This window comes from Microbacterium mcarthurae (genome assembly GCF_046064585.1).
Classification (GTDB): Bacteria; Actinomycetota; Actinomycetes; order Actinomycetales; family Microbacteriaceae; genus Microbacterium; species Microbacterium mcarthurae.
This window is the reverse complement of record NZ_JAROCE010000001.1, coordinates 469821-494898: the sequence shown is the minus strand read 5'-3', so window position 1 is coordinate 494898 and position 25078 is coordinate 469821. Positions and strand designations below refer to the sequence as shown.

The following is a 25078-nucleotide window of genomic DNA, read 5'->3' as shown; positions in this document are numbered from 1 at the left end:
TCTCGGCGATCCGCACCGACCGGGGTGTTGCTTCTTGTTGTTTTGCGTTGTAACGTGTGGGAATCTTCGAAGGAGATTCCGTGTACGCAATGGAGCGCCAACAGCTCATCGAGCGCGAACTGCGCGAGATCGGCCGAGTCAGCGTCGTCGACCTCGCCCGACGTTTCGACGTCACCACCGAGACCGTGCGTCGAGACCTCGACCGCCTGGAGCGCACCGGTTCGCTGCGCCGCGTGCACGGTGGCGCGGTCGGCATCGACCGCGCGAGCACCACGGAGGTGTCACTCTCCGAGCGTCGGCTCCGGCAGGGGGAAGCGAAGCGAGCGATCGCTATCGAGGCGACGCGCCTGCTCACTCCCGGCTTCCGCGGCTCGATCTTCATCGACGCGGGTACCACCGCAGCCGCCGTCGCAGCCGAACTGCCGCAGGTGTTGGCAGAGGGCGGGGCCGAGGTCGAACTGGTGACCCATTCCCTCGAGGCGGCACATCTCCTCGCCGGAGACGATCGCGTCTCCCTCACGGTCATCGGTGGGAGGGTCCGCGGGGTCACCGCTGCGGCCGTAGGCGCACACACCGTGCGAACGATCGGCGAGTTGCGCCCCGACATCGCGTTCATCGGGACCAACGGCGTGAGCGCCGGATTCGGACTCAGTACACCCGACCCCGAAGAGGCGGCCGTGAAGACCGCGATCATCCGGGCCGCGCGTCGGGTCGTGGTCGTCGCCGACACCGCCAAGTTCGGCGAGGAGCTGCTGGTGCGTTTCGCCCGACTCGACGAGATCGACGTCCTCGTCTCCGACGGATCGCCGCCCGAGGACCTGGCCGCGGCTCTCGCCGAAGCCGACGTGGAGGTGCGCGTCGCATGATCGTCACTCTGACCGCCAATCCGTCGGCGGACCGCGCGGTTCACCTGACGGAGCCCCTCGTGCCCGGGGAGGTCCAGCGGGCGGCGTCGTCCCGCGAGGATGCCGGAGGCAAGGGCGTCAACGTCGCCCGTGTCGTGTCCGCCGCCGGCGCGCCCGCACGCGCCGTCGTCCCGGTCAACGATCACGATCCTTACCGGCTGCTGCTCGACGACGCGGGAGTGCCGTTGCAGATCGTGCCGGTCGCGGGCCGCGTTCGCGCCAACCTCACCATCACCGACCCGACGGGGGAGACGACGAAGCTCAATCTTCCCGGTGCGCAGCTCGCGCCGGCCGAGGTGCGAGCCCTCACGCAGGGAGTCGTCGACGCGGCGGAAGGGGCCACCTGGCTCGTCCTCGCCGGCTCGATCCCGCCCGGTGTGCCGGAGACGTTCTACGCCGACCTCATCGCCGCCGTCCGCGACCGCTGGGGCGCCGCGGCACCCCGCATCGCCGTCGATGCCTCGGGAGCCGCCCTGGCCGCCGTCGTCGCCACGGCCCACCCCGACCTCATCAAGCCCAACCACGAAGAGCTCGCCGAACTCCTCGGCGAGGATGCCATGGGCGATGGTGACATCGTCCCCGACGCGACGCGACGAGCCTCGGCTCTCGTGCCCGATCGCGTGGCATCCGCTCTCGTGACGCTCGGTGCCGACGGCGCGCTGCTGTTCGATGCCGACGGCGCCTGGCGCGGACGCGCTCCCCGGATTCGAGTCGCTAGCACGGTGGGCGCGGGCGACAGCTCGCTCGCCGGGTACCTGCTCGCCGATCTCGAGGGGGCCCCGGCCCCCGAACGCCTCGCCCGCAGCATCGCGTATGGCGCCGCTGCGGCGACCCTGCCGGGGACACAACCCCCGACACCGGCCGACCTGCCCGACGGGCCGATCGCCGTGACCGTCCTCTCCACACCCACCGCAACATCCTGACCACGAAAGGTCACAAGACAATGTCCGACATCATCACACCGGAGCTCGTCAGTCTCGACGCGCCCCTGGGAGCCGACAAGCAGTCGGTGATCCGTGCTCTGGCCGAGCGGGTCGTCGCGCAGGGCCGCGCGACGAGCGCCCAGGAACTCTTCGACGATGCGTGGGCCCGCGAACAGAAGGACGAGACGGGCCTGCCCGGGGGCATCGGCATCCCGCACGCTCGCAGCGCCTCGGTCACCGAGCCGACGCTGGCCTTCGCGCGGCTGTCTCCCGGCGTCGATTTCGGTGCGCCGGACGGTCCCGCCGACATCGTGTTCCTCATCGCCGCGCCCTCCGGCGCCGACGAGGCCCATCTCGCCGTGCTGTCGCAGCTGGCGCGCAGCCTCATGAAGCCCGAGTTCACGGGCGGTCTGCGTGCCGCGGCGACTCCGGCCGACGCGGTGCGCATCATCACGGATGCCATCACCCCCGCCGAGTTGCCCTCCGCGGCCGCGGCCACCCCGGTGCCCGCCGCGACGCGCGCCGAGGCGCGCACCGCCACCGCGACGAAGACGACGAAGATCGTCGCCGTCACGGCCTGCGCGACCGGCATCGCCCACACGTTCATGGCGGCGGACGCCCTGACCGCGGCGGGCGCCGAGACCGACGGCGTCGAACTCGTCGTCGAGCCGCAGGGCTCGAGCGGCTACAAGGCGCTGCCGCAGAGCGTGATCGATGACGCCGACGCCGTGATCTTCGCCGTCGACGTCGACGTGCGGGAGCCGCAGCGGTTCGCCGGCAAGCCGGTCGTCCGCGCGGGTGTCAAGCGCGGCATCGAACAGCCGAAGCAGCTCATCGCCGAGGCGATCGCCGCTTCCGAGAACCCGAACGCGGCGCGCGTGCAGGGCGGTGCCGCTGCGGCATCCGCGTCGGACGCTCCTGTCGCCCAGCAATCGGTCGGTCGCCGCATCCAGCGGTGGCTGCTCACGGGCGTCAGCTACATGATCCCGTTCGTCGCCGGTGGCGGTCTGCTCATCGCGCTCGGCTTCCTGCTCGGCGGGTACCAGGTCACGCAGAACGCGGCGAACGTGATCATCCAGAACTCGCTGTGGGATCTTCCCACCGACGACATCACGTCGCCGCTCGGGCCCGTGGGCCAGTACCTCGGATCCGTGGCGTTCATGATCGGTGCGACGTCGATGGGCTTCATCGTCGCAGTGCTCGCCGGTTTCATCGCCTACGCGATCGCCGACCGCCCCGGTATCGCCCCCGGTTTCGTGGCCGGTGCCGTCGCGGTCCTCATGAACGCGGGCTTCATCGGCGGCATCATCGGCGGTCTGCTCGCCGGTTTCATCGCGTGGTGGCTCGGCCGCTTCGACGCCCCGCGGTGGCTGCGCGGCCTCATGCCCGTCGTGATCGTGCCGTTCCTGGGCTCGATCTTCGCCTCGGGTCTGATGATCCTGTTCCTCGGCCGCCCCATCGCCGCGCTCATGGCGGCGCTCACCGAGGGGCTCACCTCGCTCGCCGCATCCAGCGCGGGTGCCATCGTCCTGGGCGTCATCCTCGGCCTCATGATGTGCTTCGACCTCGGCGGACCGGTCAACAAGGTCGCCTACGTCTTCGCCACCACGGGGCTGGCCGCCGCGACCCAGACCAACACGGCTCCGTACCTGATCATGGCCGCTGTGATGGCCGCCGGCATGGTGCCGCCGCTGGCGATGGCTCTGGCATCCACCGTCCTGGCCCGGCCGAAGTTCACGCCCGTCGAGCGCGAGAACGGTGCGGCCGCGTGGCTGCTGGGCGCCTCGTTCATCTCCGAGGGCGCGATCCCGTTCGCGGCGGCCGACCCGCTGCGCGTCATCCCCGCGTCGATGGTCGGAGGTGCGATCACCGGTGGCCTGAGCATGCTCATCGGGGTGCAGTCGTTCGCCCCTCACGGCGGCGTCTTCGTGTTCTTCGCGATCAACCCGTTCTGGGGTTTTGCCCTCGCGATCGCTGCGGGTACCGTCGTGACGGCGCTGATCGTCGTCGCCCTGAAGGGCATCGGCCGCAGCACCAAGGACGCCGTCGTCGCCGAAGCTGCGCCGGCAGCCCAGGTCGCGGCCTAAGACCCCGTCGGATCGGAAGGATTCACCATGGCAGAACGTCAGGCCACCATCGCCAGCAGCTCGGGTCTGCACGCCCGCCCCGCGAAGCTCTTCGTGCAGGCCGTGCAGGAGAAGAAGGTGCCCGTTACCATTTCGGCCGCGGGCGGCCCCGACCTCAACGCGGGCAGCATCCTCTCGCTGATGGGTCTCGGCGCCGGTCACGGCACGGTCGTGACGCTGAAGGCCGAGGGCGAGGGTGCCGAGCAGGCGCTCGACGAGCTCGTCGCGCTCCTCGAGACGGACCTCGACGCGCAGTAAGCCGTATCTCCGCAGAACACCGGATGCCACGGGCCGTAGGGCTCGTGGCATCCGGTGTTTTGTTCTCTTGCCGAGGCAGCGTGTGCGGCGGTCAGTGACCGTCGGGCTGGGCCGGCACAACTCCTGCGGGATCGCCCACTATGGGCCCTGTGGGGGACGGCGTTCCGGTTCTGCCGGAGTTGTGGGGCGGCCTCCGCCCCGGTGCCGCCGAACGGCGGGGTCAGACCTCGGTGGAGTCGCCGGGGCCGAGGTCGACGAAGGATCCACCGTTCTGCTCGACGGCCCAGGTGAGGCGGGCGTCGCCCATCTGCTTGCCGGCAACCGACAGGGTCATGTCGTGTGTGGCGAAGGCGCGCTCCGGCTTGACCGCCAGCACGTAGTCCATCGCGTCGGCGATCCTCAGCCAGGGCGCTCCGACGGGAGCGGCGAGGAGCTTGACGGAGGTGTGCTTCGGGACCGTGTAGGAGTCGCCGGGGTAGAAGAACGCATCGTTGACCAGGACGCCGACGTTGTCGACCACCGGGATGGACTCGTGGATCACCTCGTGCCGTCCGCCGAAGAACTCGAGGTGGAAGGGTCCGAGGTCGAGAGTGTCGCCCGGGTGGACCGCGGTGACATCGAATCCCGCCGCGGCTTTACGAACACCCTCGGGGCCGTAGATCGGCAGGCCCGGGTGCGCCTTCTGCACGCGGGTGAGATGCTCGGGCGTCCAGTGGTCGGGGTGCTCGTGCGTGATGACGACGCCGACGAGGCCGGTGAGATCTTCCAGCGGCGAGGTGAAGGTGCCGGGGTCGATGACCAGGGAATGACCGGCCTCGGTGAGCACCAGAGCCGCGTGTTCGTGTTTGGTGACCTGCATGGGTGCGAGTCAACCCTCCGGTAGGGGAGCGTGCAACCGCTGGACGCGAGGCGCTCGGGATGCCACGGGTGAACGAGCGGTGTGGGATTCGCCCGGGATCTTCCCCCTAGGGCCCTCGCGCGGTACCGTGGGCGGGACACGCCCGGGCTGCGAGTCATTCGCGGCCCGATTTGTCGTGCGCGGCATCCGTAGTGCATACTTGAACGGTTGCGACGCGGCCCCATCGTATAGCGGCCTAGTACGCCGCCCTCTCACGGCGGTAACGCGGGTTCGAATCCCGCTGGGGTCACCAACGAGAAGAAGCCTCGACCGAATGGTCGGGGCTTCTTCTCGTTCTGGCGGGGCCGTTCAGCGGAGAGCCGAAGGGCGAAGCAGCGCCGCGCCCGTGCGGTCTCGGCAGCACCACCGCCCTACGCCTCGTGCGCCCCCCGACGTGCACGCACGATGCGTCGAACGCCCCACACGATCAGCAGCAGAACACCCGCCACGGCGATCCACGGCAGCAGGAAGCCCAGGCCGATGACGACGCCGTTCAGCGTGGCGATCAGGCCGTTCCACCCGGCGACGAGGCCGTCGCCGAAGCCCGCCGGATCGGCGACAACGGTCTCTGACCGGACGTTCAGCTGAACGCTGAGCGACGACATCGCCACCTGTGACTCGAGCGACTGCAGCACCTGCCGGTCGGAGTCCAGCTGCGCCTGCCGGTCGGCGAGCGCGCTCTCGGCCGCGATGAGGTCGGCCACCGACCCGGCTTGCGTCATCAGCTCGGTGAGCCGGGCGACGGATGCCTCGCCGGCGGCCACACGGGCTCTCAGGTCGACCGTCTGCTCGGTGACATCCGAGCGCGTCACGCTTGTCGCGGTGACCTCGCCGACCTCCGAGAGGCCGTCCATGACCGAGGCGAGAGCGTCGGCCGGCACGCGGACCGTGATCCATCCCGAGGACGCCGTGGTCGATTCCGGCGTCGCACCGTCCAGGGGAACGACACCCCCGCCGCCCCCGACCTGCGACGACTCGACGTAGCCGCCCGCCGCGGCCGCGGCATCCGACACGCGGTCGATTGCGGCGCGGACGTCGTCGACCTCGATCGTGCTGGAACCGGTGGCGATGATGTCGCGCCCGGCCTGGGTCGCGGTCGAGGAGTCCGCAGCGCCTCCGGCCGACATCTCCGGGAGGGCCTGACCGCTGACGTCGCGGAGTCCCTCGTCGGGGGTGTCGACACCGAAGCCGGGGTCGACGGCACCGCCGGCTTCAGTGACGCCGGAGATGCTCGATCCGGATGTGCCGGTCGGTGTCGAAAGCGCCGGACCGATGACGGCGGCCACGACGAGCACGGCCGCGGCGGCCCCGATGCCCGTCCATACGCCGCGCCGGCGTCGACGCCGGGTGACGCGCTCGTCGGCGATGCGTGCGAAGACCGCGGACTCGATGGCATCCACGCGGTCGTCGCGCAGAGAGGGAAGGGTGGGCGTGGTCATGGGGTCTCCGTCTCCATCGCGGTGGCGCGCACCCGGGAACGGATGCGGGAGAGGCGGTTGCGCACGGTGCCGTGCGAGACGCCGAGGGAGTCGGCGGCGGCCTGGTAGCCGTAGCCCTCGGCGGCGCACAGCCGGAAGATCTCGCGGTCGAGCTCGCCGAGACCGTCGACGGTCGCGAGGATCGTTGCCACGGTCTCGGCCTCGACGACCTGGTTCTCGACGTCGACGAGCGCGGGGATCCGTTCGTCGAGTTCCGCGGTCGTCCCGCGGCGGTGGCGGGACCGCAGGCGATTCTGCGCCTGCAGTCGGCACACGGTCGCCAGCCAGGGCAGGAGCGACGTCCCCTCGAGCGTCAGCTTCGGAAGCTTCCGCCACGCGACGACGAACGTCTCTTGCGCGACGTCCTCCGCATCGGCCTCGTCGTGCACCAGGCCGTAGGCGATCCAATAGACCGGGCGCACGTACGCGCGATAGAGCGACCGGAACGCCGCCTCCGACCCGCCGGCGGCGCGCGCGACCAGCGCCCTGTCGTCGATCACGTCGTCGGTCATGGCATCCGTTCCCTCTGTCCGGTACCCGTGCGAGCACTCTCTCACCTAGAGGTGTCCGCGCGTGCGGCATCGTCTCACGCGTGTTCCGTCCGATGACCCCGGCGCGGGGCCGAGGTCGATAGACTTCAGCGTTTCCCCCGACGAAAGGCCCTCATGGAGCTGCAGCTGGACCCGGTGTTCCAGACGGTGACCCTGGTGGTGCTGGTGCTGATCCTCGCCGCGGATCTTCTCCTCATCCTCAAGCGCCCCCACATCCCCTCGCCCAAGGAATCGACCCTGTGGGTGGTCTTCTACGTCACTCTCGCGTTGATCTTCGCCGGGGTCCTGTGGGCCGCCGCCGGGGGAGAGGTCGCGGGGCAGTTCGTCGCCGGGTGGCTCACCGAGTACAGCCTGTCGATCGACAACCTGTTCGTGTTCGTCCTGATCATGGGGCAGTTCGCCGTGCCGCGCCGCTACCAGCAGGAAGTGCTGATGGTGGGCATCATCATCGCCCTGGTCCTGCGCGGTGCGTTCATCCTCGTGGGCGCGACGATCATCGAGAACTTCAGTCCGATCTTCTACGTCTTCGGCGCATTCCTCATCTACACGGCCGTCCGCCAGGCCTTCCCCGGCGACGATCACGACGATGACGAACGCAAAGAGAGCTTCATCGTCCGGATGCTGCGCCGCGTGCTGCCCATCAGCGACTCCTACGACGGCAAGAAGGTGCTGACCCGCATCGACGGCAAGCGCGTGTTCACGCCCATGATCATCGTCTTCGCGGCGATCGGTGTGACCGACCTCCTCTTCGCGATCGACTCGATCCCGGCCATCTTCGGCATCACGCAGAGCCCGTTCATCGTCTTCACCGCCAACCTCTTCGCCCTCATGGGACTGCGGCAGCTGTACTTCCTGCTCGGCGATCTGCTGGAGCGTCTGCGCTACCTGCACTACGGCATCGCCTTCATCCTCGCGTTCATCGGCGTGAAGCTCATCCTCCACGCGATGCACGTCAACGAGCTGCCCTTCCTCAACGGCGGAGAGCCGATCGAGTGGGCGCCCGAGATCTCGACGTGGGTCTCCCTCGCCGTCATCGTGCTGTCGATGGCCGTCGCGACGATCGCGAGCCTCGTCGCGTCGCGTCGTGAACCCTCCACCGCGGGACCGCAGGATGCGGCCGCACAGGTCGCCGACGAGAAGGGAACCCCGCCGACGGTGGAGCAGCCTCGACGCGATTGACGTCTGCGCCCGGCATCCGTGTCCCACTTTGTGCAGGATGCGGCGTCGAGATTTGCACAAAGTGGGACATGCACCACCTGTGGAGCGAGGTGCGCCGGCGGTCAGAACGCGCGGAGGTTCGCTCCGAGTCCGCCGTCGACGTACTCCTCGCGCAGGATGCCACGGCGGCGGAGGATCGGCACGAGATCGTCGAGCAGCCGGTGCACCGTAACCGGGTGCAGGTCGCCCCACAAGAGCACCCCGTCGTTGCCCCACTCGCCGAGCTCCTCGATGCGGTCGGCGAACTCGCTCGCCGTGCCGACGAAACCGGAACCGTCGGTCAGTCGTCCCAGACGCGCGTGGGATGCCAGGATTGCGCGCAGGGGAGCGTCCGGCTCGTGCTTTCCGACGAGGCGGCGAATGCTCCCTTCCGACACGTGTTCGCCGAAGATCGCACGATCCAGCGGGCGATCGAGGTCGAGACCGGTGAGATCGGTCTCGAGGTCGCTCGATTGCTTGCAGGCGATGGTCAGCAACGCGGCGTCGTCGGGATGGGCCGATGCGGCCACGAGCCGATCGGCTTCCTCCGGCGATGAGACGAGCACGGGCTGGATGGCGAAGAGGATCTTCACGTCGCTCGGTGCGCGTCCGGCTGCCTCGGCGGCGGCGTGGATGCGCCGCCGGTAGGCGCGGATGCTCTGCTCGTCGAGCGGCGCGAGAGCCAGTTGCACGTCCGAGTTCCGCCCCGCGAAGGCGAGGCCGCGACCGGATCCCCCGGGCGAGACGATCGCCGGTTCCCCGTCGGTGAAGGGCACCGCGTTGAGGGGGCCGTCGAATCCGAAGTACTCGCCGCGGTGCGACGTCGCAGTCAGGAGGTTTCCGTCGGCGTACACGCCGGTCTCTTCGTCCTCGACGAGCGCACCGTCGCCCCAGCTGCGCCACAGCGAGCGCAGACCGTCCACCCACTCCTCGGCGCGGTCGTACGCGGCGTCGTGTCCGAGCTGAGGCGCGGTCGAGAAGTGCCTCGCGCTGCCGGTGTCGGTGACGACGTTGAGACCCAGCCGGTGACCGCTCAGGTGCTGCAGCGTCGCGAACTGCCGAGCCGCGGTGTAGGGGAGGTAGGCCGCCGGGTTGACGGTGGGCACGACGCCGAGGTGCCGGGTCGCGGCGAAGAGGTAGGGGGCGAGCAGGAGCGGATCGTGCTTGGGCCCGCCGAACGCGTGCCGCACCCGCAGGTCGATCGTCTCGGCGCTGCCGAGCGAAGGCGCGTCCTCGATGATGAGCAGGTCGAAGCCCGCCTGTTCGAGGGTCCGCGCGGAGTCCTGGTAGAGCCCGGGCTCTGTCCAGCGGTGGTTCCACCGCAGGTAGGGGTGACCCCAGCCGTGCGGTCCGAACCCGCGCGCGAGGAACCACCCGAAGTGCTGCGGGCGCGTCACAGTACGACCACCTCTCGCTCGGAGCCCCGGGTGCCGGCATCCGTTCGCCGACCGCCGGTGGCGACGGATGCCACGCTGTCGAGGGCCTGGTCGAGGTCGGCCACGAGGTCGTCGACGTCTTCGATCCCGATGGACAGACGCACAGTGCCCGGGAAGACCCCCGCGAGTTCGCGCTCGGCCACGGTCCGGCCGGAGTGGCTCGTGCTCTGCGGGTGGAGGATGAGGGAGCGGACGTCACCGAGGTGCGTCATGTGCGTGATGAGCCGCACCGACTGCACGACGTGTCGTGCCGCATCGAGCCCGCCGCGGAGCGTCACGGTGAACACCGACCCACTGCCGCGCGTGAGGTAGCGGCGTCCGAGCGCGTGGTGCGGATGCGAGGGGAGACCGACGTAATCGACCCGCTCGACCTCGGGGCGGGCCTCGAGCCAGCGCGCGACCGCGAGCGCGTTGGCCGACTGCCGCTCCATGCGCAGGCTGAGGGTCTCGACGCCCTGCCCGATGAGGAAGGCGTTGAGCGGCGAGGGGGACGGACCGAAGCGCGGCGCGACGCTTTCACGCAGGTACTGCCCGCGCGCGCGGCGACCGTACTTCTCGGCGTAGCTCGGCCCGCCCAGGCGGTCGCTGTGGGCGAGGTGCGGAAAGAGGTGACCGGAGGCGGCGGCGTCGAAACGCCCGTCGTCGATGATCACGCCGCCCAGGACAGCACCCTGCCCGGCGAGGAACTTGCTCGCGGAATGCACGACGACCGCCGCACCGTGCTCGAGCGGGCGGAGGAGATACGGGGTGGTGAACGTGCTGTCCACGACCAGTGGGATGCCGCGCTCGGCACCGATCGCGGACACCGCGGCGACGTCCAGGACGTCGTTGCGGGCGTTGGAGAGGGTCTCGGCGAAGAGCGCTTTCGTGCGCGGGGTGATGGCGTCTCGCCACGCGTCGAGGTCGGACGTGTCGACGAAGGTCGTCTCGATGCCCAGGCGGGCGAGGTTGTCCAGGAGCAGTCCCCGTGTGCCCTCGTAGATGTGTTCCGAGACCACGAGGTGGTCACCGGCTCCGGCGAGACCCAGGAGCGCCACGGTGACGGCCGCTTGCCCGCTCGAGACGAGGATCGCCTGGTCGCCGCCTTCGAGCGACGCGATCCTCTCCTCGACCGCGTGCACCGTGGGGTTGCCGGTCCGGCTGTAGCCGAACCCGCTGCCGGTGGCGAAGTGCGCGGCCGACTCGTCGAGATCCGAGAAAGTGAAGCCTGCGGTCAGGTAGATGGGCGTCGCTCGCGGCGAGGCGGTCGCGGTCGACGCGCCCACGTGCACCTGCCGGGTCGAGAATCCGGCGTCTTCCTGCGCGCCCATGCGGCACTCTCCTTTCGTCGGCGTGGCGACAGGCTCGCACGGGGGTGGCCCTCCCGCCCAAATGTGCGGCGTCGTGTTACGCGGGAGGGTGTCGGCGGCCCGGTGGTATCGTGGCGACGTGCGGATCGTCGGCCTCCTCCTTAGCGGCCGCGACGAGACCTTGTTCTAGGCCTTTCTCGTCGCGGAGTTCGTCGCGGGCCTCACATCCCATCCGAGGAGAAACGCAAGTCTCATGAGCACGACATCGATGGACGGCATCCACGTTCCGGATCGTCCCCGCACCCTGGCCGAGAAGGTCTGGGACGACCACCTGGTGGTCAAGGGCGAAGACGGTCAGCCCGACCTCATCTACATCGACCTCCACCTGGTGCACGAGGTCACGAGCCCGCAGGCGTTCGACGGCCTGCGTGCCGAGGGGCGTCCCGTCCGCCGTCTCGACCTCACCATTGCGACGGAGGACCACAACACCCCGACGCTCGACATCGACAAGCCGATCGCCGATCTCACCAGCCGCACGCAGATCGAGACGTTGCGCCGCAACGCCGAGGAGTTCGGCGTCCGCATCCACTCGCTTGGTGACAAGGAGCAGGGGATCGTGCACGTCGTCGGTCCTCAGCTCGGTCTCACGATGCCCGGCATCACGGTGGTCTGCGGCGACTCCCACACCTCCACGCACGGCGCTTTCGGCGCGATGGCCTTCGGCATCGGCACCAGCGAGGTCGAGCACGTCCTGGCAACGCAGACGCTGCCGCTCAAGCCCTTCAAGACGATGGCGATCACCGTTGAGGGCGAGTTGAAGCCCGGCGTGACCGCGAAAGACATCATCCTGGCCGTCATCGCCAAGATCGGCACGAACGGCGGTCAGGGCTATGTGCTCGAGTACCGCGGCAGCGCCATCCGATCCCTCTCGATGGAGGGCCGGATGACGATGTGCAACATGTCGATCGAGGCCGGTGCCCGCGCGGGCATGGTCGCGCCCGATAACACCACGTTCGAGTACCTGAAGGGCCGCCCGCACGCGCCCCAGGGGCAGGACTGGGACGACGCCGTCGCCTACTGGCGGACGCTGCCCAGCGACGAAGGCGCCGTGTACGACGCGGAAGTGTTCCTGGATGCCGACGAGCTCGAACCTTTCGTCACGTGGGGCACCAACCCGGGTCAGGGCGTTTCGCTCTCCGACGTCGTGCCGACCCCGTCCGAGATCAGCGACGCGAACGAGCGTGCCGCCGCCGAGCGGGCTCTGGAGTACATGGACCTGCGGCCGGGGACGCCGATGAAGGACATCCCGGTGGATGCCGTCTTCATGGGATCGTGCACCAACAGCCGCATCGAAGACCTTCGCGCTTTCGCCTCCGTCATCCGCGGTCGTTCGAAGGCCGAGAACGTCCGCGTCATGGTCGTGCCCGGGTCCGCGCGCGTCCGACTCGAGGCCGAGGCCGAGGGGCTGGACAAGGTGTTCACCGAGTTCGGCGCGGAGTGGCGTTTCGCGGGGTGCTCGATGTGCCTCGGGATGAACCCCGACCAGCTGGCGCCGGGGGAGCGGTGCGCCTCGACGTCGAACCGCAACTTCGAGGGCCGGCAGGGCAAGGGCGGGCGAACGCACCTCGTCTCTCCGTTGGTGGCCGCCGCGACCGCGGTCCGAGGGACGCTGTCCAGCCCCGCGGACCTCGATCCGCTGCCCGCCGAGACCGTCGCGACCGGGGCGGAGGCCTGACATGGAGAAGTTCACCACGCACACCGGCGTCGTCGCCCCGCTGAAGCGGTCGGCGGTCGATACCGACCAGATCATCCCCGCCGTCTACCTCAAGCGCGTGACCAAGACCGGGTTCGAGGATGCGCTCTTCGCCAACTGGCGTCAGGACCCCGACTTCGTCCTGAACCAAGAGGCCTTCCGCGCCGCGTCGATCCTCGTCGCCGGCCCGGACTTCGGTACCGGCTCCAGCCGTGAGCACGCCGTCTGGGCGCTGCGGGATTACGGGTTCAAGGTCGTCCTGAGCCCGAAGTTCGCCGACATCTTCCGCGGCAACTCGGGCAAGCAGGGCCTGGTGACGGGCGTCATCACCGAGGACGACGTCGAGCGCATCTGGGCCGCGGTCGAAAGTAATCCCGGGGTCGCGATGACGGTTGACCTGGATGCCAAGACGGCGACGCTCGGCGACCTCCGGGTTTCGTTCGAGATCGACGATTACACTAGGTGGCGGCTTCTCGAAGGGCTCGACGACATCGGGCTCACTCTGCGCGACGAAGACAAGATCGCGCAGTTCGAGGCGCGCCGCGAGGCATGGCGGCCGCGGACCCTCCCGGTCCGCTAAGCCCGGCCGGCCCGATCGGGCCGCTCCGCCGCCCCTCGTCCACGAAGTGAGGTCCACCCCCCTATGAGCACACTCGTCACCGATTCCGGAGACCGATTCCCCGGACAGCCGGACTGGGAGGCGGCCGAGACGCTGTCGATCCGCGGCGGACGCCCGTTGCGCGGAACGGTCGAGGTCAAGGGGGCGAAGAACCTCGTCACCAAGGCGATGGTGGCGGCCCTCCTCGGCGAGACCACCAGCACGCTGCGCGACGTCCCCAGCATCAGCGACGTCAAGGTCGTGCGGTCCCTCCTCGAGGTGCACGGCGTCACCGTCACCGAGGGCGAGGAGGAGGGCACCCTCCACCTCGACCCGTCCGGCGCGGTCGCGGCGCACTTCGAGGAGATCGACGCGCACGCCGGCGCTTCGCGCATCCCGATCCTCTTCTGCGGGCCGCTCCTGCACCTTCTCGGTGAAGCGCTCATCCCCGACCTGGGCGGATGCCGCATCGGCGACCGCCCGATCAACTTCCACATGGATGCGCTGCGCGCCTTCGGCGCCGTCGTCGACAAGAGCTACGAGGGCATCCGCATCACGGCGCCCAACGGTCTGCACGGGGCGAACATCACGCTGCCCTACCCGAGCGTCGGGGCGACCGAGCAGGTGCTGCTGACGGCCGTGCGCGCGAAGGGCGTCACCGAGCTGCGCAACGCCGCGATCGAGCCCGAGATCATGGATCTCATCGCCGTCCTTCAGAAGATGGGCGCGATCATCTCGTACGAGCCCAACCGCGTGATCTTCATCGAAGGCGTCGACCGTCTGGTCGGCTACGACCACCGCGCGATCTTCGACCGCAACGAGGCCGCCTCGTGGGCGTGCGCGGCGCTGGCCACCGATGGCGAGATCTTCGCCAAGGGCGCCCGGCAGCAGGACATGCTGACCTTCCTCAACGTGTTCCGCAAGGCCGGGGGATGGTTCGACGTCCGTGAGGACGGCATCCTCTTCCGCCGTGGGGATGCGCTCAAGCCCGTCATGGTCGAGACCGACGTGCACCCCGGATTCATGACCGACTGGCAGCAGCCCCTCATCGTGGCGCTCACCCAGGCACCGGGCACCTCGGTCGTGCACGAGACGGTCTACGAGAACCGCCTCGGATTCACGCAAGCCCTGAACAAGATGGGGGCCGACATCGTCGTGCACCCCAAGGGCATCGCGAGCCCCGATCGCCGAGTGCCGCGTCGCGACCTCGAGCAGGCGGCTGTCATCAACGGTCCCACGCCGCTGCACGGCGCGGACGTCGAGGTGCCCGACCTGCGCGGTGGCTACAGCTACGTGATCGCGGCTCTGGCGGCCGAGGGCGAGTCGACGGTGCGCAACATCGGCATCATCCGCCGCGGGTACGAGAAGTTCCTCGAGAAGCTCACCGCTCTCGACGCCGACTTCGACGTCGTGGGCTGAGCGGTGGCCGCCTCTCCCGAGAAGAGCCGGCCGAGCGCCTTCTGGCCCCTCGCGGCGGTCGTGGTGCCGCTGGTCGGCGTGTTCGCCCGCATCGAGCTGCGGGGCGTCGAGAACCTTCCTCGCGAGGGGGCCTACGTGCTGGCGCCCAATCACAACTCCGAGTTCGACCCGCTCGTCGTCGCGGTGGCCGTGTGGCGGGCCGGGCGCGCGCCGCGCTTCATGGCGAAGGAGAGCCTGTTCAAGGTTCCCGTGCTCGGGGCGGCGCTGCGTGCCACCGGCATGGTCCCCGTGCCGCGCACCTCGACGAGCGCCACCCAGTCGATCACGGCGGCGCAGGACATCGCCCGCGACGGTCGCGGGGTCATCGTCTACCCCGAGGGCACCCTCACGCGCGACCCGGACCTCTGGCCGATGCGCGGCAAGACCGGCGCCGTGCGACTCGCCCTCGGCGGCAACCTGCCGCTCATTCCCATGGCCCAATGGGGCGTGCAGCAGATCCTGCCGCGCTACGGGAAGCTGCGCTTCCCGCGTCGTTCGAAGGTGATCGTCGAGTTCGGTCCGGCTCTCGATCTCTCGGCGCACACGGCGACGGCAACGCAACCCGCGACCCTGACGCGCGCGACCGATGAACTGATGGCGCGCCTCGCCGAGATGCTGTCGGGCCTGCGGGGCCTGCCGGCCCCCGCCGAGCGCTGGAACCCCGCGCAACACGGGCAGAACGAGACGGGCCGCCTTGAGTCGTAAGCACGAGGCCCCCGCACCCAAGGTCGCCGTCGTCGGTGCCGGCAGCTGGGGCACGACGTTCGGCAAGATCCTCGCCGACGGTGGCGCATCGGTCGTCATGTGGGCTCGCCGGCCGGAGCTGGCCGCCGAGATCACCGAGTCCAAGCGCAACAGTCGGTACCTCTCGGGCATCAACCTGCCTCGCACGATGACCGCGACGACGAGTCTCGCCGAGGCTCTCGACGGCGCGGAGCAGGTGTACCTCTCCATCCCCAGCCAGGCGTTGCGCGAGAACCTCGCCGACGTCAAGCCGCTCGTCGAGAACACCGGCGCTCCGATCGTGTCCCTCATGAAGGGCGTCGAGAAGTCGACGGGCCTGCGCATGAGCCAGGTCATCGAGCAGGTGCTGCTGTGCGATCCGTCGCGCATCGCGGTGGCATCCGGTCCCAACCTGGCCCTCGAGATCGCGCGCGAACAGCCCACGGCCGCCGTGATCAGCTCGCTGAGTCCCGAGACGGCCGAAGCGGTCGCCCGGCGCGCACGTAACCGCTACTTCCGGTCGTTCGTCAACACCGACGTGATCGGAACCGAGTTCGGCGGCGTGCTGAAGAACCTCATCGCGGTGGCGATCGGCATCGTCGACGGCGTCGGCTACGGAGAGAACACGAAGGCGTCCATCATCACGCGCGGCCTCGTCGAGATGACCGACTTCGCCGTCGCGCAGGGCGCGCAGCCCGAGACGCTGCAGGGCCTGGCCGGCCTCGGTGATCTCATCGCCACGTGCCAGTCGCCGTTGAGCCGCAACAACACGGCCGGGCGCCTGCTCGGTCAGGGCTTCGGCTACCAGGACGTGGTCAAGCAGATGCAGCAGACGGCGGAGGGCTTGGCATCCGTCGCGCCCGTCCTCCAGCTGGCGCGGGAGGTCGGCGTCGACATGCCGATCGTGCGCCAGGTGAAGATGGTGCTGGACGGCACCATGGATCCGCGCGACATCGCGCCCCATCTCACGACCGACGACGACCAGCCGCAGGGCGAGAGGACGCAGAATGACCAGACCGGCGGTGGTGGTGCTCTTCGGCGGGCGCTCCAGCGAGCATTCGATCAGTTCCGCCACGGCGGGCGGGGTGCTGCGGGCGATCGACCGTGACCGTTTCCGGGTGATCCCCGTCGGCATCACCCGTGACGGCGCTTTCGTCCTGGAGGCCGACGACCCCGACAAGTTCGCTCTCCGCCCCGAGAAGCTCCCCGAGGTCGTCGACAACGGCACGCGGGTGCGGCTGCCGGACTCCGTCCTATCCCGCGAGTGGACGGTGACGGATGCTGAGGGGGAGCGGTCGCTCGGCGAGGTCGACGTCGTGCTCCCGATCCTGCACGGGCGCTTCGGTGAGGACGGGACGGTGCAGGGGCTCCTCGAGCTCCTCGGCATCCCGTACGCGGGCGGCGGCGTGCTGATGTCGGCGATCGGGATGAACAAGAACGTCACCAAGAGGGTGCTGCGCTCGGCGGGAGTGCCGGTGGTGCCGTGGGTGGCCGTGACCCGCGCCGATCTCGAGTGTGACCGCGAGCTGTGGGAGCGGCGAATCCGCGCGCTCGACCTGCCCGTGTTCGTCAAGCCCAATGAGGCCGGGTCGAGCGTCGGCGTGACGAAGGTCTCGCGCTGGGAAGACCTGGACGCCGCCCTCGAGACGGCGTTCGCCGAAGACCGTCTCGCCCTCGTCGAGCAGGCGATCGTCGGTCGCGAGCTGGAGTGCGGTGTGCTGCCGGGCCGCAACGGCGGACCTGTGCGCGTCAGCGTCGCCGGTGAGATCGTCGTCACCGGGCGCGAGTTCTACGACTTCGAGGCCAAGTACCTCGACGCGCCGGGCGTCGACCTGGTGTGCCCCGCCGACCTCCGCGAGGGCGAGCTGTCCGAGATGCAGCGCATCGCGGCGCACGCCTTCGAGGCGCTGGGAGGCGAAGGGCTCGCGCGCGTCGACTTCTTCTACACGGGCACCGAGTTCTACGTGAACGAGGTCAACACCATGCCCGGCTTCACCCCGATCTCGATGTTCCCGACGTGCTGGATCGCGTCCGGGCTGTCGTATCCCGAGCTCATCAGCGACCTGCTCGACGCCGCGCTCGACCGCGTCTAGGGTCGCGGACCGCGGTCAGGGGGTCGGCGCGGGGCTCGCGTCGGCGGGCGACGTGCACACCTGTCCCGTGGCCGGGAGATAGTCGCGGATGAGGGGCGCCAGGGCCTGCGCGACGTCGGCGCTACTCGCCTCGGCGTAGTCGAGGTAGACCTGGACGGCGGGCTCGCGGCCGAACGTCGTCAGCGTGTAACGGTTCTCGGCGGCCTGCGACTCGTCGACGAGCCAGTCGACGCCGTCGAAGGGACGGCAGGGCAGCGTCGACGGGCCGGGAGCCTCGAGCCCGCACGTCAGCAGGATGCTCGCGGGGGTGCCCCACGCGCCCGTGGCCTGTGCGTCGGTCCACCGACGCTCCTGACCGGAGATGCTCTGCGGCAGGCGGGAGATGACCTGCGCGCACGCGGGATCGTTCGCGCCTTCCGCGGGCTGCATCGCCACGGTCGTGCTGCACGCGGCGAGCCCCGGAAGCAGGGCGAGTACAGCGAGCAGCGCGAAGAAACGACGGGAGCGGGACACCCCTCCAGGCTAATAGCGTGGGGGAGTGACCGACGCCGAGCCGACCGTGGGAGACCTGTCCGAGGGACAGGTGCTGCGCGGCATCCTGGACCGTCTTCCCGCCTCGACCGCGCCCGTCGGGCCTGGCGACGACGCCGCGGTGCTGGCGGTGCCCGATGGCAGGGTCGTCGCCACCACCGACACGCTCGTGCACGGTCCGGACTTCCGGCTCGCGTGGTCGTCCGCGGTCGACCTGGGGTACAAGGCCGCGGCGGTCAACCTCGCCGACGTCGCGGCGATGGGTGCCCGACCCATCGCGCTGCTCGTGGCGCTGGCCATGCCCGACGAGACCCCGATCGCGTTCGTGCGCGGTCTCGCCGACGGGCTCGCGCAGGCGTGCGCCGAACTCGCGCCGGGCTGCGCCGTCGAGGGCGGTGACCTGACCGTCTCCGACACCCTGACGATCGCCGTCACGGCCCTGGGCAGCCTGGAAGGTCGCGCGCCCGTGCGCCGCTCCGGGGCGCGGCCCGGGGATGCGGTCCACGTCATCGGGGAGCTCGGTGTGGCGGCTCGGGGCCTGGATCTGCTGTTCACGCGATTCACGGATGCCGCGGGCTCACCGGTGGCGGTGACCCCGGAGGGTCGGGCGGCCCTCGACCCCGCAGACTCTTACGCGCTCGATCGACAGTTGCGCCCCCGCCCTCCGATCGCCGACGCGCTGCGGGCGGCGGACGCCGGTGCGACGGCGATGATGGACGTCTCCGACGGTCTCGCGCTGGATGCCACGCGCCTCGCGGACGCGTCGATGGTGACGATCGCGTTCGACGCGGGGGCGCTGGGCGAGGACGTCGCGCTCGCGCTGGGCGGGGGAGAGGACCACGGCTTCCTCGCGACGTTCCCCGAGGGCGTCGTCGCCCCCGGGCGGCGTGTCGGGACCGTGCACCCGCGGGGCGAGGTCGCGGTCACGGTCGACGGTCGGCCCTGGACCGGCCACGCAGGCTGGGATCCCTATCGCGACTGGGACGCCGGCCGCGGCTGACGTCCCCCTAGGGCGCGAGTCGCCAGGTTTTGTCGCCTGCCGCGCGCGGCAAGCGACAAAACTTGGCGACTCGCGCGCGGCAGGACGGTGGTCAGCGGGACGGTCGGCCCCACCAGAGCGTCGTGTCGCCGTAGGTGCGATCGCGCTCGGGCTCGAGGCCGGCGGCCGCCCAGTCGGGGGCATGAGATCGTTTGGCGCGCTCGACGACCACCGCGGCGTCCGGGCTCAAGCGCGGAGCGAGGCTCGTGAGGACCCGAGCGATCTCGTCATCGGTGGCGTCGTAGGGCGGGTCGAGGAACACGAGGTCCCACTCCGCGGTTGCCGCCTCGACGTAGGTCGACGCGTTCGCGCGATGCACGCGCGCCACTCCTCCCACACCCGCAGACCGCAGGCGGTCGGCGTTCTTCCGGATGAGGGCGGCGGCCGGCGCGGACAGTTCGACGAGGTCGGCGGTGTCGGCGCCCCGGCTGAGGCTCTCGAGGCCGAGCGCGCCGGACCCCGCGTACAGGTCGAGCACGCGCGCGCCGGCGATGAGGTCGGCCGACTCCAGCGCGCCGAACAGCGACTCGCGCACGCGGTCGCTGGTGGGCCGCGTGCCCTTGGCCGGGACGTCGAGGACCGTGCCGCCCGCGCGGCCGGAGATGATGCGAGTCACCTCCTCACCCTACAAACCGTGTGTCCGGGGGGATGCCTAGACTCGGTGCATGCCCGGTCTCTCGCTGTCGTCGCGCCTCGACGGCGCCGTGGGCGGCAAGACGGCTGCCGCCTTCGAGCGCGCCTTCGGCATGAAGACCGTCGGCGAACTGCTCGAGCACTACCCGCGCCGATACGCCCGGCGCGGCGAGCTGACGCCCATCGCGTCGCTACCCCTGGGCGAGCCCGTCACGATCGTGGCCGAGGTGGTCAGCGCCACGGAGCGGCGCATGCAGAACCGGCGCGGCTCGCTGCTCGAGGTGATCATCAGCGACGGTGACGGTCGCCTGTCGCTGACGTTCTTCAACCAGTCGTGGCGTCTGAAAGACCTCACGCCCGGGCGCCGGGGCATCTTCTCGGGCAAGGTGGGCGAGTACCGGCGTCAGACGCAGCTCACCCACCCCGACTACTCGCTCTTCGACGATCTCGAAGAGGCGCGCGCCGAGGCCGAGGTGAACGCCAAGCGGCCCATCCCGATCTACCCGGCGACCAGTTCCGTGCCGAGTCCCCTCGTGCAGAAGACGATCGCCCTCGTCCTCGATGCTCTGGGCAGCGTCGATGACCCGCTGCCCGACGATCTCCGCGCGCGGCACGGTCTCGTGAGCGCACGGACCGCGCTCGAGCACATCCACCGTCCGTACCACGACGACGAGATTCCCCCCGCCGTCGCGACCCTGCGCATGCAAGAGGCGTTCGTGCTGCAGACGGCGTTGCTGCAACAGCGGCAGTTCGTGCGCGCACTGTCGGCGACTCGACGACCCGCAGCGCCGGGGGGCCTTCTCGAGCGCTTCGACGCGGCGCTGCCGTTCGAGCTGACGCCCGATCAGCAGAGCGTGGGGGCACGCATCGCCGGCGACCTCGTGGGCGACTGGCCCATGAACCGTCTCGTTCAGGGCGAAGTCGGTTCGGGCAAGACCCTCGTCGCCCTGCGCGCCATGCTGCAGGTCGCCGAGTCCGGGGGACAGTCCGCCCTCATCGCCCCCACCGAGGTCCTGGCGGCACAGCACGTGCGCTCGATCGCGAAGATGCTCGGCCCGCAGCTCGCGCCCGAACTCATGCCCACGTTGCTCACCGGGCAGCTCCCGGCTGCGGAACGCCGTCGCGCCGCGCTGCGCGTGGCATCCGGTCAGGCGAGGATCGTCGTCGGAACGCACGCCCTGCTGAGTTCCACGACCACCTTCGCCGATCTGGGATTCGTCGTCGTCGACGAGCAGCACCGCTTCGGCGTCGATCAGCGCGAGGCGCTCCGTGCGAAGGGCGACTCGCCGCACACGCTCGTTCTGACCGCGACGCCCATTCCTCGCACCGTCGCGATGACGGTGTTCGGCGACCTGGACGTCTCCACGATTCGCACGATGCCCGCGGGGCGCGCCGGCATCCAGACTTTCGTGGCACCGCTGGCCGAAAAGCCCGGGTGGTTCGCGCGGGTGTGGGACCGGGTGGCCGAAGAGGTCGCGCAGTCGCGCCAGGCCTTCGTGGTCTGCGCGGCGATCGACGCCGAGAAGCTCACGAGCGACGAGGTCGGTGACGAACCCGCAGCGGATTCCGCCGACACACGCACGCGCTGGGGCGTCGTGCAGGTGCAGGCCCTGCTCGGCACTCTGCCCGCTTTCGCCGATATCCGGGTCGAGATCCTCCACGGCAAGATGCACGCCGACGAGAAGGATGCCGTGATGCAGGCGTTCGCGCGCGGCGACATCGACGTCCTGGTGGCCACGACCGTCATCGAGGTCGGTGTCGACGTGCCGAACGCGTCGACCATGGTGATCCTCGAGGCCGACCGCTTCGGCGTCTCGCAGCTGCACCAGCTGCGAGGGCGCGTGGGTCGCGGTGGCCTGCCCGGCCTGTGTCTGCTCGTGACCGAGGCGGCGCCCGGCACGTCGTCGCGGTCGCGGGTGGAGGCTGTGGCCCGGACGCTCGACGGTTTCGAGCTCGCCGAGGTCGACCTCGAGCTGCGCGGCGAAGGCGACGTACTCGGCGGGGCTCAGTCGGGGGTCCGGTCCTCCTTGCGGCTCCTGCGGGTGGTCACCGACGCCGACCTCATCGTGCAGGCGCGCGCCGCCGCCGAGGCGGTGCTCGCCGACGACCCCGCGCTCGTCCGGCATCCGGGTCTGGCCGCCGCTCTCGAGCGTCGGGTGGGCGTCGAGGAGCGCGCGGCCCTCGCCAAGTCCTGATCGGTAGGCTGGCGATATGAGTCCGCGGATCGCCGTCGTACCCGGTTCCTTCGACCCTCCGACGCGGGGGCACCTCGACGTGATCCGCCGGGCCGCCGGTCTGTTCGATCAGTTGCACGTGCTGGTCGTCCACAATCCCGGCAAAGAGGCGATGCTGCCCATCGCCCAGCGTCAGGCTCTCCTCGAGCAGTCGATCCAGGAGGAGGGCATCGAGGGCGACGTCATCGTCGCGGCGTGGAGCATGGGCCTGCTCGTCGATTACGCCACCGACGTGGGGGCACAGGTTCTCGTCAAGGGCATCCGGTCCCAGGTCGACGTCGCTTACGAGACTCCCATGGCGATCGTGAACCGCGACCTCGCGCACGTCGAGACGGTGTTCCTCCTGCCCGACCCTTCGCACGCGCTTGTCTCCAGCTCGCTCGTGCGTCAGGTCGCCGCGCTCGGCGGCGACGTCTCGCCCTACGTGCCGGGCCCGGTTGCTCGGTTCCTCGACACCGGCGCGCGCGGGCTCTGAGCCCTCGTTCCGCACGGCCCCCGTTCAGGGCCGCGCGGGTAGCATGGACGACCGTGAGAACCCACCGCCCCGGCCCCTTCCAGCTCCCCGTGCGCGATATCGAGCGCAAGCCGGGCGAGATGCGCGAGCACGAGCTCGACATCCCCGCTCCGGAGAAGTGGGGCGAGGGCCTCGTGTCCGTCGCCGCCGCGGAACCGCTCGAGATCGACGTGCGCCTGGAGTCGGTGCACGAAGGCATTCTCGTGTCGGGAACCGTCGACACCACGGCGACGGGAGTGTGCGGCCGTTGCCTCACCGACATCACCGAGCCTGTCGAAGTCGAGTTCCAGGAACTTTTCGCGTATCCTGGGGACGAAGCGAACGACTTCGAAGTTCAAGACGACCACGTGGATCTTGAAAATCTGGTCCGGGATGCCATTGTCCTCTCGCTTCCGTTCCAGCCGGTGTGTCAGCCGGATTGCCTCGGGCTCGACCCGGTCACGGGTGAGAAGCTGACGGAGAGCGCCGGTGACACGGAGCAGACGCCTGTCGATCCTCGGTGGGCCGCGCTCCAGCAGTACACCCCAGACGACGGCGATGCGCTCCGCGCCGCCCCCAAGACAGAGAAGAGCTAGCCATGGCAGGTAACCCCCCGAAGCGGAAGGTCTCCCGCTCCAACACCCGCTCGCGTCGCGCGCAGTGGAAGGCCGAAGCCCCCGCGCTGGTCAAGACCATCGAGAACGGCAAGGTCGTCTACAGCCGCCCCCACCAGGCGAAGGTCGTCACCGACTCGCAGGGCACCGAGCTCTTCCTCGAGTACAAGGGCCGCAAGGTCGCCGACGTCTGATCAACGTCCGGTGACGCGTAACGCTGCGCTCATCGAGAAGCTCGGGGTCGACATCGACCCCGAGCTTCTTTCTCTTGCGCTGACCCATCGCTCGTTCGCTTACGAGAACGGCGGCATTCCGCACAACGAGCGCCTCGAGTTCCTCGGCGACTCGGTCCTCGGCCAAGCGGTGACGGTGCGTTTGTACACCCGGCATCCGGAGCTCGACGAGGGGAGCCTCGCCAAGCGACGCGCGAGCGTCGTGTCGACCGTGGCCCTCGCGGAGGTCGCGCGGGCCATCGGGCTCGGCGATCATGTGCGCCTCGGGCGCGGGGAGATCCTCACGGGCGGCCGTGACAAGGACTCGATCCTCGCCGACACGATGGAGGCGGTGATCGGGGCGACGTACCTGTCTGCGGGTCCTGACGCCGCGACCGGTCTGGTGCTGCGCCTGGTCGAGCCGCTGCTGGCGGATCCGGACCGTTACGGCGCGGCGATGGATCCGAAGACCAGCCTTCAGGAGATCGCGGCGCGCCTCGCGCTCCCGGCGCCCGTGTACTCGGTGGCGGCGGCCGGTCCGGACCACGATCGGCGTTTCACCGCGACGGTCGTCGTCGGCGACGTCACGGCCCAGGGGCTGGGGTCGAGCAAGAAGCACGCCGAGATGGCTGCGGCGCTCACGGCATGGCGCGAGTTGAGCGCGCGTGCCTGAACTCCCCGAGGTCGAGGTGGTCCGCGCCGGCCTCGAGCCGGCGGTCAGCGGCGCCCTCATCGTCTCGGTCGACGTGCGCGACGCCCGAGCGCTGACGCGACACACGGGCACGGCGGAGCACTTCGAGGCGGAGCTCACCGGTCGGCGGATCTCTGCCGCGGTGCGGCGCGGCAAGTTCCTGTGGATGCCGGTCGGAGACGACGAGGCGATCGTCGCCCACCTGGGGATGAGCGGTCAGATGCTTCTGCGCGTTCCCGGTGCGCCCGAGGAACGGCACGAACGTATCCGTGTCGAGCTGGAGAACCCGGTTCACGGAGATCTCTCCCTCGTCTTCGCCGACCAGCGCACGTTCGGGTCGCTCGCTCTCGATCGGCTCATCGACACCCCGGATGCCGCGCCCGCCGGTCGTGGCTCGCCGCTGTCGCGCGTGCCGACGCAGGTGGCCCATATCGCCCGTGACCCGCTCGATCCGGCTTTCGACGACGCGCGATTCCGGGCGCGGCTGGCGCGGACATCGTCGGGCATCAAGCGCGTCCTGTTGGATCAGACCGTGGCCAGCGGCATCGGCAACATCTACGCCGATGAGTCGCTGTGGGCCGCGCGCATTCACCCCGAGACCGCGGCATCCGATCTTCCGACCCGCTCGGTGAACCGCCTGCTGGCCGAGATCCGCGCGGTGCTCGAGAAGGCTCTCGCCGAGGGTGGGACGAGCTTCGACGCGCAGTACGTCAACGTCAATGGGCAGGCGGGGTACTTCGCGCACTCTCTGAACGCGTACGGCCGCACCGGTCAGCCGTGTCCGCGCTGCGGCCGGCCGATCGTGCGGGTGTCGTTCATGAACCGTTCGAGCCACTTCTGCCCGCGCTGCCAGCGCATGCGCTGACCGGTTTCGCTGCTCGGCCGTTCGGGCGCGAGACCGCATCCCGCCGACGAATCGGCCGCGGGAAGCGGGACGGATGTCGG

General features: G+C 70.0%; 25 protein-coding genes and 1 tRNA gene. 19 read left to right on the top strand and 7 right to left on the bottom strand.

Annotated elements, in window-relative coordinates:
• The first annotated feature begins 80 nt into the window (after positions 1-80).
• The 4 genes from P5G46_RS02455 to P5G46_RS02440 are packed head-to-tail and all read left to right on the top strand — an operon-like array spanning position 81 to position 4212.
• Positions 81-866: a DeoR/GlpR family DNA-binding transcription regulator gene (locus P5G46_RS02455; RefSeq protein WP_408904897.1), complete on the top strand. Its 786-nt coding sequence runs from the start codon at positions 81-83 to the stop codon at positions 864-866.
• Entirely contained in the window at positions 863-1828 is a 966-nt protein-coding gene (locus tag P5G46_RS02450) for a 1-phosphofructokinase family hexose kinase (protein ID WP_408904896.1), read from the top strand. Before P5G46_RS02455 ends, P5G46_RS02450 begins: the two co-directional genes overlap by 4 nt.
• 20 nt (positions 1829-1848) lie before the next feature.
• Positions 1849-3915, top strand: a complete 2067-nt coding sequence (locus P5G46_RS02445) for a PTS fructose transporter subunit IIABC (protein WP_408904895.1) — start codon at positions 1849-1851, stop codon at positions 3913-3915.
• A 27-nt stretch (positions 3916-3942) separates the two neighbouring features.
• Positions 3943-4212 carry an HPr family phosphocarrier protein gene (locus tag P5G46_RS02440; protein WP_063257512.1) on the top strand — a complete coding sequence of 90 codons (270 nt, stop codon included), beginning with the start codon at positions 3943-3945 and terminating at the stop codon, positions 4210-4212.
• 220 nt (positions 4213-4432) lie between these two features.
• On the opposite strand, the gene P5G46_RS02435 is transcribed toward P5G46_RS02440, so the two are convergent.
• Positions 4433-5071, bottom strand: a complete 639-nt coding sequence (locus P5G46_RS02435; protein ID WP_239274710.1) for an MBL fold metallo-hydrolase — start codon at positions 5069-5071, stop codon at positions 4433-4435.
• Positions 5072-5287: 216 nt separating this feature from the next.
• Here P5G46_RS02435 and P5G46_RS02430 point away from each other — a divergent pair.
• A tRNA-Glu gene (locus tag P5G46_RS02430) sits at positions 5288-5363 on the top strand.
• A 118-nt stretch (positions 5364-5481) separates the two neighbouring features.
• On the opposite strand, the gene P5G46_RS02425 is transcribed toward P5G46_RS02430, so the two are convergent.
• Both P5G46_RS02425 and P5G46_RS02420 read right to left on the bottom strand, forming a co-directional pair.
• Positions 5482-6549 (bottom strand): DUF4349 domain-containing protein, encoded by a 1068-nt coding sequence (locus tag P5G46_RS02425; protein WP_408904894.1) that lies wholly within the window; start codon positions 6547-6549, stop codon positions 5482-5484.
• Positions 6546-7100, bottom strand: a complete 555-nt coding sequence (locus P5G46_RS02420; RefSeq protein WP_239274712.1) for an RNA polymerase sigma factor — start codon at positions 7098-7100, stop codon at positions 6546-6548. Before P5G46_RS02420 ends, P5G46_RS02425 begins: the two co-directional genes overlap by 4 nt.
• Before the next feature lie 153 nt (positions 7101-7253).
• On the opposite strand from P5G46_RS02420, the gene P5G46_RS02415 reads away from it, so the two are divergent.
• Complete coding sequence (locus P5G46_RS02415; protein ID WP_239274713.1) at positions 7254-8318, top strand: TerC family protein; 1065 nt, start codon at positions 7254-7256, stop codon at positions 8316-8318.
• Positions 8319-8419: 101 nt separating this feature from the next.
• Here P5G46_RS02415 and P5G46_RS02410 read toward each other — a convergent pair whose 3' ends face one another.
• Positions 8420-9733 (bottom strand): LLM class flavin-dependent oxidoreductase, encoded by a 1314-nt coding sequence (locus P5G46_RS02410; protein WP_239274714.1) that lies wholly within the window; start codon positions 9731-9733, stop codon positions 8420-8422.
• Complete coding sequence (locus P5G46_RS02405) at positions 9730-11082, bottom strand: O-acetylhomoserine aminocarboxypropyltransferase/cysteine synthase family protein (RefSeq protein WP_239274715.1); 1353 nt, start codon at positions 11080-11082, stop codon at positions 9730-9732. Before P5G46_RS02405 ends, P5G46_RS02410 begins: the two co-directional genes overlap by 4 nt.
• Before the next feature lie 232 nt (positions 11083-11314).
• Between P5G46_RS02405 and leuC the strand changes: the two genes are divergently transcribed.
• The 6 genes from leuC (at position 11315) to P5G46_RS02375 (ending at position 17686) form a co-directional block, all read left to right on the top strand.
• The gene (gene leuC / locus P5G46_RS02400; protein ID WP_239274716.1) at positions 11315-12796 is read left to right on the top strand and encodes a 3-isopropylmalate dehydratase large subunit; all 1482 of its coding nucleotides are present in this window, start codon (positions 11315-11317) and stop codon (positions 12794-12796) included.
• Between the two features lies 1 nt (position 12797).
• Positions 12798-13394, top strand: coding sequence for a 3-isopropylmalate dehydratase small subunit (gene leuD / locus P5G46_RS02395; protein ID WP_239274717.1), 597 nt, complete (start codon positions 12798-12800; stop codon positions 13392-13394).
• Between the two features lie 63 nt (positions 13395-13457).
• Positions 13458-14831, top strand: coding sequence for a UDP-N-acetylglucosamine 1-carboxyvinyltransferase (gene murA / locus P5G46_RS02390; RefSeq protein ID WP_239274718.1), 1374 nt, complete (start codon positions 13458-13460; stop codon positions 14829-14831).
• A gap of 3 nt (positions 14832-14834) precedes the next feature.
• Entirely contained in the window at positions 14835-15575 is a 741-nt protein-coding gene (locus P5G46_RS02385; protein WP_375095524.1) for a lysophospholipid acyltransferase family protein, read from the top strand.
• The gene (locus P5G46_RS02380; protein WP_239274720.1) at positions 15565-16701 is read left to right on the top strand and encodes an NAD(P)H-dependent glycerol-3-phosphate dehydrogenase; all 1137 of its coding nucleotides are present in this window, start codon (positions 15565-15567) and stop codon (positions 16699-16701) included. The genes P5G46_RS02385 and P5G46_RS02380 overlap by 11 nt, the downstream gene beginning before the upstream one ends.
• Positions 16601-17686 (top strand): D-alanine--D-alanine ligase family protein, encoded by a 1086-nt coding sequence (locus tag P5G46_RS02375; RefSeq protein ID WP_239274721.1) that lies wholly within the window; start codon positions 16601-16603, stop codon positions 17684-17686. The genes P5G46_RS02380 and P5G46_RS02375 overlap by 101 nt, the downstream gene beginning before the upstream one ends.
• Before the next feature lie 15 nt (positions 17687-17701).
• Here P5G46_RS02375 and P5G46_RS02370 read toward each other — a convergent pair whose 3' ends face one another.
• On the bottom strand, positions 17702-18199 hold the full coding sequence (locus P5G46_RS02370; RefSeq protein ID WP_239274722.1) for a DUF3515 family protein: 498 nt from the start codon (positions 18197-18199) through the stop codon (positions 17702-17704).
• Between the two features lie 25 nt (positions 18200-18224).
• Between P5G46_RS02370 and thiL the strand changes: the two genes are divergently transcribed.
• Entirely contained in the window at positions 18225-19217 is a 993-nt protein-coding gene (thiL, locus tag P5G46_RS02365; RefSeq protein ID WP_408904893.1) for a thiamine-phosphate kinase, read from the top strand.
• A gap of 91 nt (positions 19218-19308) precedes the next feature.
• On the opposite strand, the gene rsmD is transcribed toward thiL, so the two are convergent.
• Complete coding sequence (gene rsmD, locus P5G46_RS02360) at positions 19309-19872, bottom strand: 16S rRNA (guanine(966)-N(2))-methyltransferase RsmD (protein ID WP_239274724.1); 564 nt, start codon at positions 19870-19872, stop codon at positions 19309-19311.
• Positions 19873-19921: 49 nt separating this feature from the next.
• On the opposite strand from rsmD, the gene P5G46_RS02355 reads away from it, so the two are divergent.
• From P5G46_RS02355 to mutM, 6 genes are all read left to right on the top strand, one after another.
• The gene (locus P5G46_RS02355) at positions 19922-22084 is read left to right on the top strand and encodes an ATP-dependent DNA helicase RecG (protein WP_408904892.1); all 2163 of its coding nucleotides are present in this window, start codon (positions 19922-19924) and stop codon (positions 22082-22084) included.
• Between the two features lie 16 nt (positions 22085-22100).
• Positions 22101-22598 (top strand): pantetheine-phosphate adenylyltransferase, encoded by a 498-nt coding sequence (gene coaD / locus P5G46_RS02350; protein WP_239274726.1) that lies wholly within the window; start codon positions 22101-22103, stop codon positions 22596-22598.
• A gap of 119 nt (positions 22599-22717) precedes the next feature.
• On the top strand, positions 22718-23212 hold the full coding sequence (locus P5G46_RS02345; protein WP_408905268.1) for a YceD family protein: 495 nt from the start codon (positions 22718-22720) through the stop codon (positions 23210-23212).
• 2 nt (positions 23213-23214) lie between these two features.
• A complete protein-coding gene (gene rpmF / locus P5G46_RS02340) occupies positions 23215-23424 on the top strand; it encodes a 50S ribosomal protein L32 (RefSeq protein WP_013586329.1) in 210 nt (69 codons plus the stop codon).
• A 10-nt stretch (positions 23425-23434) separates the two neighbouring features.
• The gene (gene rnc, locus P5G46_RS02335) at positions 23435-24115 is read left to right on the top strand and encodes a ribonuclease III (RefSeq protein ID WP_239274727.1); all 681 of its coding nucleotides are present in this window, start codon (positions 23435-23437) and stop codon (positions 24113-24115) included.
• On the top strand, positions 24108-24998 hold the full coding sequence (gene mutM, locus P5G46_RS02330; protein ID WP_375095528.1) for a bifunctional DNA-formamidopyrimidine glycosylase/DNA-(apurinic or apyrimidinic site) lyase: 891 nt from the start codon (positions 24108-24110) through the stop codon (positions 24996-24998). The genes rnc and mutM overlap by 8 nt, the downstream gene beginning before the upstream one ends.
• The last annotated feature ends 80 nt before the right edge of the window (positions 24999-25078 follow it).

Excerpts from the sequence above, each read along its gene's own strand:
- P5G46_RS02450 (WP_408904896.1), top strand. The coding sequence starts at position 863 with ATGATCGTCACTCTGACCGCCAATCCGTCGGCGGACCGCGCGGTTCAC.
- P5G46_RS02445 (WP_408904895.1), top strand. The coding sequence starts at position 1,849 with ATGTCCGACATCATCACACCGGAGCTCGTCAGTCTCGACGCGCCCCTG.
- P5G46_RS02440 (WP_063257512.1), top strand. The coding sequence starts at position 3,943 with ATGGCAGAACGTCAGGCCACCATCGCCAGCAGCTCGGGTCTGCACGCC.
- P5G46_RS02435 (WP_239274710.1), bottom strand. The coding sequence starts at position 5,071 with ATGCAGGTCACCAAACACGAACACGCGGCTCTGGTGCTCACCGAGGCC.
- P5G46_RS02425 (WP_408904894.1), bottom strand. The coding sequence starts at position 6,549 with ATGACCACGCCCACCCTTCCCTCTCTGCGCGACGACCGCGTGGATGCC.
- P5G46_RS02420 (WP_239274712.1), bottom strand. The coding sequence starts at position 7,100 with ATGACCGACGACGTGATCGACGACAGGGCGCTGGTCGCGCGCGCCGCC.
- P5G46_RS02415 (WP_239274713.1), top strand. The coding sequence starts at position 7,254 with ATGGAGCTGCAGCTGGACCCGGTGTTCCAGACGGTGACCCTGGTGGTG.
- P5G46_RS02405 (WP_239274715.1), bottom strand. The coding sequence starts at position 11,082 with ATGGGCGCGCAGGAAGACGCCGGATTCTCGACCCGGCAGGTGCACGTG.
- leuC (WP_239274716.1), top strand. The coding sequence starts at position 11,315 with ATGAGCACGACATCGATGGACGGCATCCACGTTCCGGATCGTCCCCGC.
- leuD (WP_239274717.1), top strand. The coding sequence starts at position 12,798 with ATGGAGAAGTTCACCACGCACACCGGCGTCGTCGCCCCGCTGAAGCGG.
- murA (WP_239274718.1), top strand. The coding sequence starts at position 13,458 with ATGAGCACACTCGTCACCGATTCCGGAGACCGATTCCCCGGACAGCCG.
- P5G46_RS02375 (WP_239274721.1), top strand. The coding sequence starts at position 16,601 with ATGACCAGACCGGCGGTGGTGGTGCTCTTCGGCGGGCGCTCCAGCGAG.
- P5G46_RS02355 (WP_408904892.1), top strand. The coding sequence starts at position 19,922 with ATGCCCGGTCTCTCGCTGTCGTCGCGCCTCGACGGCGCCGTGGGCGGC.
- coaD (WP_239274726.1), top strand. The coding sequence starts at position 22,101 with ATGAGTCCGCGGATCGCCGTCGTACCCGGTTCCTTCGACCCTCCGACG.
- P5G46_RS02345 (WP_408905268.1), top strand. The coding sequence starts at position 22,718 with ATGCGCGAGCACGAGCTCGACATCCCCGCTCCGGAGAAGTGGGGCGAG.
- rpmF (WP_013586329.1), top strand. The coding sequence starts at position 23,215 with ATGGCAGGTAACCCCCCGAAGCGGAAGGTCTCCCGCTCCAACACCCGC.